Below are 6,000 nucleotides of genomic sequence, written 5' to 3'. Positions count from 1 at the left end.
TATTTCTTATTCTTAATTTTCTTAATTAAATTACGTGTATAATAGCAAAAACTAATATTTTTGTAAATTTTATTGACAAAAATATTAGATTGCCGAAATGGACACTTCTTTCTTTATATCCTAAAGACAAAATTAAATATACTAAATATGCCGCAGATATTGCGCTAAGTGCATCATCATGAGTTTTGTTATCCCCTTTATAAGCGTAAATATCATTGAATACAGAAGAACTACTGTATTTTGCAATGTAAAGTTTCTTGTAAGTAAACGGTGTAATTAACGATGTTATTCTACTAAATTTATTGGACTTTGGTTTAATAGACACAATTCTAAATTTGTGATTCATGTTGTTCCTAAGAGTCATATATTCACGAGTTAACGCACCAGCACCTTTAGTATTATCTCTATCTTCTAAGTAAAGTGTATTTACATTGAAATTCTCTAATACAGTCTTGACCATATTCATAATATAAGGCTCATTCGCTGGTCTTTGGTCTTGAAATACAAAAGCATAATACTTATCATCAACTCTCTCCATAACACATAAAGCAGTATTATCCCCACCAACACTAAATGCTGGGTCTAAATATGCTATAGGGCTGCTAAACACATAATCTTGAGTAATATTAATTTGTGTAAAAATTGAATCGATGCTCGCTATCCATTCTCCTAGCAAAACCCTTGCCTTATATGTTGGTATATCTTTATAAAGTTTCTCTTGAGTTTCTATAAATCCTTTACTAAGAAGTACATTATCATAAGTTGTAAAATTATATGTTTTAAAAGTTGCTATATTGTCAATATAATCAGTTTTAAAATAATGTTCTGGATTATCAGGATTGGTGTCAAAAATAATAGTTTCTTGACCACACCTAAGTCTTTTTAGCACTTCTTCTAAAGTTTGCTTATGTAAAGTAGTAGCCTCATTAACAAAAATAAGAGCTGAATTGCTACCCCTAAACCTTTCAAAATCACTTGCCTTATCCCCCCATATAAATTAATACGGGGTGAATCAATCAGTATATATGAATTATTTGTATTCTTTGGAATATAAGAAATATTTAGAAGTTTACATAGCTTTTCAAATTGTCCTAAAACATTAACTTCAACTGAACGCTGGGAATTGCCTATAACAAAATTATTAATATCACTAGAGTATAATTTTTTATTTGTAAGTAAACTTTTGATAAAAAGATAACATGCAAGATACGTTTTACCACTAGCTATACCACCACTAAATATAATTTTATTTTCATTATTCTTTTGAATACTTTTGATAACATTCTTTTGCTTTTCGGTTAAATGTTTTTCTTCAAACTGATCAAAATTAATTGAAGGGTTTGTCACTTTTACAAATTTAGATATATCAACTCCAAACTGATTTTTGTATTGCTTTTGAAGTGTTGTAAAAAGTTTTGTTTGATATAAGTTCACTTGTATCCTTTACTACTTTTGTAGCTACTTTTACTCTCAACTTCATGAGCAGCAACAAGTTTTTTCATACATTCATAATAAAGTTCCATTTCTCTTATTGAACACTCCTTTATTAGATCATTAAGCTCACTTTTTAAAGAATTAATTTTTTCATTAATACCTTTTTCACTTTTTTTATTTAAAGATTCAATTTCATATCTTAAATCTTCTATTTTAGAAAGTATACTAGCAAGTTCAATGCTAGAATATTGCTTGAATGCACGTATAAATCCCAATTCTAAATTAGAAAGTTCTAAATCTAATTCTCCCTTAACTTTTTTAGCTTTAGCTTCTGATCTAAAAGTTTGTGCTACAAAGTGTTCAAAAGTATCTTCACTAATTGTTACTCTAGAAACCCCTAGTTTAGCTGCTATTTCTCTATTACTTAAAGATCCTTCTCTAAAGTATGCAACATAATCGTCAAAAGGCCTTTTATTTTTTTTCAAAAAAATTCCCCTAAAGCAATAAAATTAACAAATTGTTACTCTAAATAATACAATAAGTTAACAAATTATTAACAATAACTAGTAACTTACTTATGTCTATTAACTACTATGCTTATAATGTTTGTATTTTGATTTTCACAACTTTATAGATTTTATCTGTTTAGCCATGAATTGGATTTTACATTTATATCTTTTCTTTTTAATTAATACGTTAATACAAATACAAACAAGACTAACAACTAGTCTTGTTTTTTATAATTTTCGCTTTTTTAAAAATTTTTTTATTCTTTTTTGTTTTCCAACTTTTTAAGTTCTTCTTCAATCTTACTAAGTGCATCATCTACAACTTTTTTTGATAATTTATTAGTATCAGTACCAGTATTACTAGAATAGCTTACATTTAAACCTAATTCTTTAGCGCAATTCCAAGCTTGTACTCCAACTCTCCCTTGGTTTTGAGTTTGATTACCATAAGTTACTCCAGTTGTAGTATCAACTTGTTTTTTAAACTCTTCAAATTTCTGTTTAGCCTTCTCCAATTCTTTTTTTCTTTCTTCTTTTTTCGTTTCTAAGATATCTTCAAGCCCCTTGAATTGATTTTTTAATTCTCCTTTACTTTTAAATTTTTCTCCTAATTGTTTTGTTAGTTCTTCATAGTCAAAATATGTTACAAGAGAGGTTTTTTTAGAATTCGATTTACCTATTTTTTCCTTTAAGTCTTGAACCTTGTTTTCAATCTCTTTTGTATCTAATAAGCTTAAATCTTTTGTATCTAAAATATCTAAAAATCCTTTAACTTGTTTTTTTAAATCTTGTTCGGATTCAGAAAGTTTAGAATCTGAGCTTTTTGAATCTTGCAATAAACCTTTTAAATCTTCACCACTTGCATAATTTTTGCAAGAAATTATCAGTGCAAAAACAGCACAAATAATAAACATTTTTTTATTCATAAGTTACTCCTACTCCATAGATCTTAAGCTTAACGCAACACACTAATAATTACAATTTTTTACAGATTTAAATAATTAATTTTGTTACATTTCGAATTACATAGTAACAAACTTCAAATGTAATTTGAATCAACTCCAAAAAATTTCTCCATTGTAAATGGCAAACTCATTACAAATGATAACAAAACACATACAAATTAAATTTCAGGGTATTTGCTATATATCAGTTAAAGTATTATATCTTTCCTTATCCGATCCCCTTTAAAATTGCCACTTATATCCTTTACAACTATTCTACACTCCAAATTTCGCATGCAATGAGAAGTACCTAAATTTGACTAAAATTTATAGTTTTTGGTACGATGTAAATTGTAATTTTCACCTATTTTTATTACTTTTACTTAATTTAAAAGTAACACTTATGTGAGGCTGATTTTATGAGCATTAATAATTATCTTAATTTAAATAACGGTGATACAGATTTTTTACTTAAACTATTAAAAGATTATCAAAAAGTAGTCGATGAAAATAAAATTTTAAAAAATTAGCTAAAAAATTCAACTAAAAGTAAAAAAGAAAATGTAAAACCTAGTCCTAAGTTTTATATAACTCCAAAAACTAGAAAACTAATTGAAAAATGTATTAAACAACTAAAAGAAAATGATCCAATATCTGGTTGATTCGTATATCTGCTTTTAATAAGTGGGTGTAGGGGCACTGAAATTCAAAAAGTAAAAATGCAAGATATTACCCCAGTTATCAAGCAAAACTGGTGAAATTTATTACAATATAAAAGTAAATGTAGCATAAAAAAGGAATGTCGCTTGTATTAGAGAAATTGTCATTAACTCTAAAAAATATGGTGCTATTCAAACAGCTTACAAAAATCATTTCAAAGAAAAAAATCTTGATACAAGGCGTACTTACCTTTTCCAAAAAACTAAACACAAGTTTAAAGACAATCAAATTAGTATTATCAATATTTCTAGAAAATTCAAAAATCTTCTTAAAAAATCAGGATTTAAAGCAAATAAATCACTTCATTTATGTAGAAATTTATTTATTTCAAATTTGAAAGCCAGCCAATGGTTATAATTCTTTTCAAATTAAAGAACTTATGAAATACTCTTCAACTCATGAAATTGATAATATCTACGAACTCTCTTCTGCAAACAAAATTCAAGCATATAAATGTATAAAAAATAGTTTAAACTATAGTACAAACTATCTAAACTTAAAGATACGTTTTAAAGTTACCTTAAATTCTTTTCCACGCGGTTTTAAATCAAGTGAATCATATAATATCTCTTGTTCTTTTGTAGCAATAAAGTGAAATCCATTAACACCCTTAATTTTAACCTCGCTAATTTCAAACTCATTTGAAGATCCAAAATAACTAGAAGTTTCATATCTTGCGATACTCCTAATATATCCTAGTCCTAAAAACCTGTAATATGCTGCATTTATATCAAAAGCATTAAATTCGAGTTTCTTAAATAAGCTTGTATAGTAATGTAAACACAAAAAATAGCGGCCCCACTTTTGTATCTCTACGAGCAAACCCTTATTACTTTGTTTTATTTTACCAATAATCATTGATTAATCCTCCAATATTAAATTATTTTTTTAATTTTTTAGTTTTAGTGCACCCATTCACATGGGGACACTATTTGCATACACTATATTGCTCATATTGCTCGGCAATAACACTTTGCTACTTATTGTTATAAGTCCTTTAAATCTATCTGCTATTGCTCTTTTCTTAGGATCATAGTTAAACACAAATTGTTTAAATCTGTAATTCACATGATTAATTAGTGAATATTTATCCAAAATATCATCAATTTTAATTTTTAGCAGTTCTTTTATAGGCTTTTCTCTTTTTTTGTTTTCATTTTGAATTTTATTCAATTCTGATTTTAAGTTATCAATCTCAATAAGATTCTCCTCAAGATTTATGGCAGACTGTTCGGTTTTAATCTCAAGATCTATACAATTAACATACTCTACAAATTCTTTTACCCAATTAAATTCAACCCCCCAGATTGGTAAAAATCGCTATTTACTACCAACTCTTCAACAAGATTAATAAACGTATCATTATCAATATTATTTAATATTACTAAATTAATATCATTTTTTTTAACAATTTAGTTTCTTAAATTGCAAACTTCTTATTCACATTTCCTAACAAATTCAAGCACTTTTGATATTAAAGAATCATTTCTTTTTATCTTACAATTAACCGGTGCAGCGTCTATTAAAAAAGAATAAATTGTAATGCTCAAGCCCAGTACATGACAACTGCATTTGTGCTTGCACATAGTATTTAAAAAAATATTTACTGATTAAAAAATTGCCATTTATACTGTACTCTTCAATGACGCTACTCATATAATTAGAATCGCTACTCTTAATCTCTAAAAGTTCTAAATCACCATTATTATTAAACCACCCATCAATTGTTGAACCCACTAAACTTTCAAAGTTACCCATTTTTTTAAATAATTATATTTATCAACACCATTGGCATATTTGTTTTTATACAAAACAGTAATATTATCACCGTGTGCCTTAACAAACTCTCTAAATCCTAAATTTTCTAATTCTTTACCTTTTAACATGTATAAATTCTCTTCAAAAGGCATGCTCATGCCAAAAAAAATATTTGAGCACTCTATTTACCATTAAGTCTTTTATCCAGCACCTCCAATTAAAACAGTGTCTACTTCACTAGCGCCATATTTATCTAGTTTGTTTCTTTGCTCACTAAAATCAAGATTTTTGTTAAATCTAAAACATTCTTTACTGCTTATTCCTGGTAATTTCTTGCTTATCTTACTTAATTTACTTTTTTCTTTAATTGGAAAAGATTTTTTTTAAATACTTCGCAGCCAATAAAGCTTTGTTGCTCAACATGCATTTTGGATTCTCCATTTATCTTGTTATTTACATTTTCTTGTTGATTTTTTTTTATGTTTGACATAATCGTCAACCTCCTAAAATTAGATTTATAAATAATTATATAGCAAAAACTATTTTTGTCAACTTTAAAAAAATAATAGGACTTTACTAAAAGCTTTTATTAAAAGCTTAATAAAACCCAGAGTTTAGGCTAATTTATTTAAAAA

The 6,000-nt window shown here is 26.7% G+C and carries 3 protein-coding genes and 3 pseudogenes; 1 reads left to right on the top strand and 5 read right to left on the bottom strand.

Annotation, left to right across the window (positions count from 1 at the left end; translation table 11 throughout):
• Positions 1 to 25 precede the first annotated feature (25 nt).
• The 3 genes and pseudogenes from BVAVS116_RS04900 to BVAVS116_RS04890 form a co-directional block, all read right to left on the bottom strand.
• A pseudogene (locus BVAVS116_RS04900) lies at positions 26 to 1,434 on the bottom strand (PBSX family phage terminase large subunit).
• Positions 1,431 to 1,919 carry a DUF603 domain-containing protein gene (locus BVAVS116_RS04895; protein WP_012664820.1) on the bottom strand — a complete coding sequence of 163 codons (489 nt, stop codon included), beginning with the start codon at positions 1,917 to 1,919 and terminating at the stop codon, positions 1,431 to 1,433. The pseudogene BVAVS116_RS04900 and the gene BVAVS116_RS04895 overlap by 4 nt, the downstream one beginning before the upstream one ends.
• Positions 1,920 to 2,200: 281 nt before the next feature.
• Positions 2,201 to 2,869, bottom strand: a complete 669-nt coding sequence (locus BVAVS116_RS04890) for a hypothetical protein (protein WP_012664819.1) — start codon at positions 2,867 to 2,869, stop codon at positions 2,201 to 2,203.
• Between the two features lie 437 nt (positions 2,870 to 3,306).
• Between BVAVS116_RS04890 and BVAVS116_RS04885 the strand changes: the two are divergent.
• Positions 3,307 to 4,079 (top strand): annotated as a pseudogene (locus tag BVAVS116_RS04885) (tyrosine-type recombinase/integrase); the annotation flags it as partial.
• Positions 4,080 to 4,093: 14 nt separating this feature from the next.
• On the opposite strand, the gene BVAVS116_RS04880 reads toward BVAVS116_RS04885, so the two are convergent.
• Together BVAVS116_RS04880 and BVAVS116_RS04875 are read right to left on the bottom strand one after the other, a co-directional pair.
• Entirely contained in the window at positions 4,094 to 4,465 is a 372-nt protein-coding gene (locus tag BVAVS116_RS04880; protein WP_012664817.1) for a DUF261 family protein, read from the bottom strand.
• Positions 4,466 to 4,522: 57 nt separating this feature from the next.
• Positions 4,523 to 5,855 (bottom strand): annotated as a pseudogene (locus tag BVAVS116_RS04875) (DUF244 domain-containing protein).
• Positions 5,856 to 6,000 lie beyond the last annotated feature (145 nt).

Origin of the sequence: Borreliella valaisiana VS116, assembly GCF_000170955.2 — a bacterium.
GTDB classification, from domain to species: domain Bacteria; phylum Spirochaetota; class Spirochaetia; order Borreliales; family Borreliaceae; genus Borreliella; species Borreliella valaisiana.
This window is presented reverse-complemented; position numbering and strand designations above follow the sequence as displayed.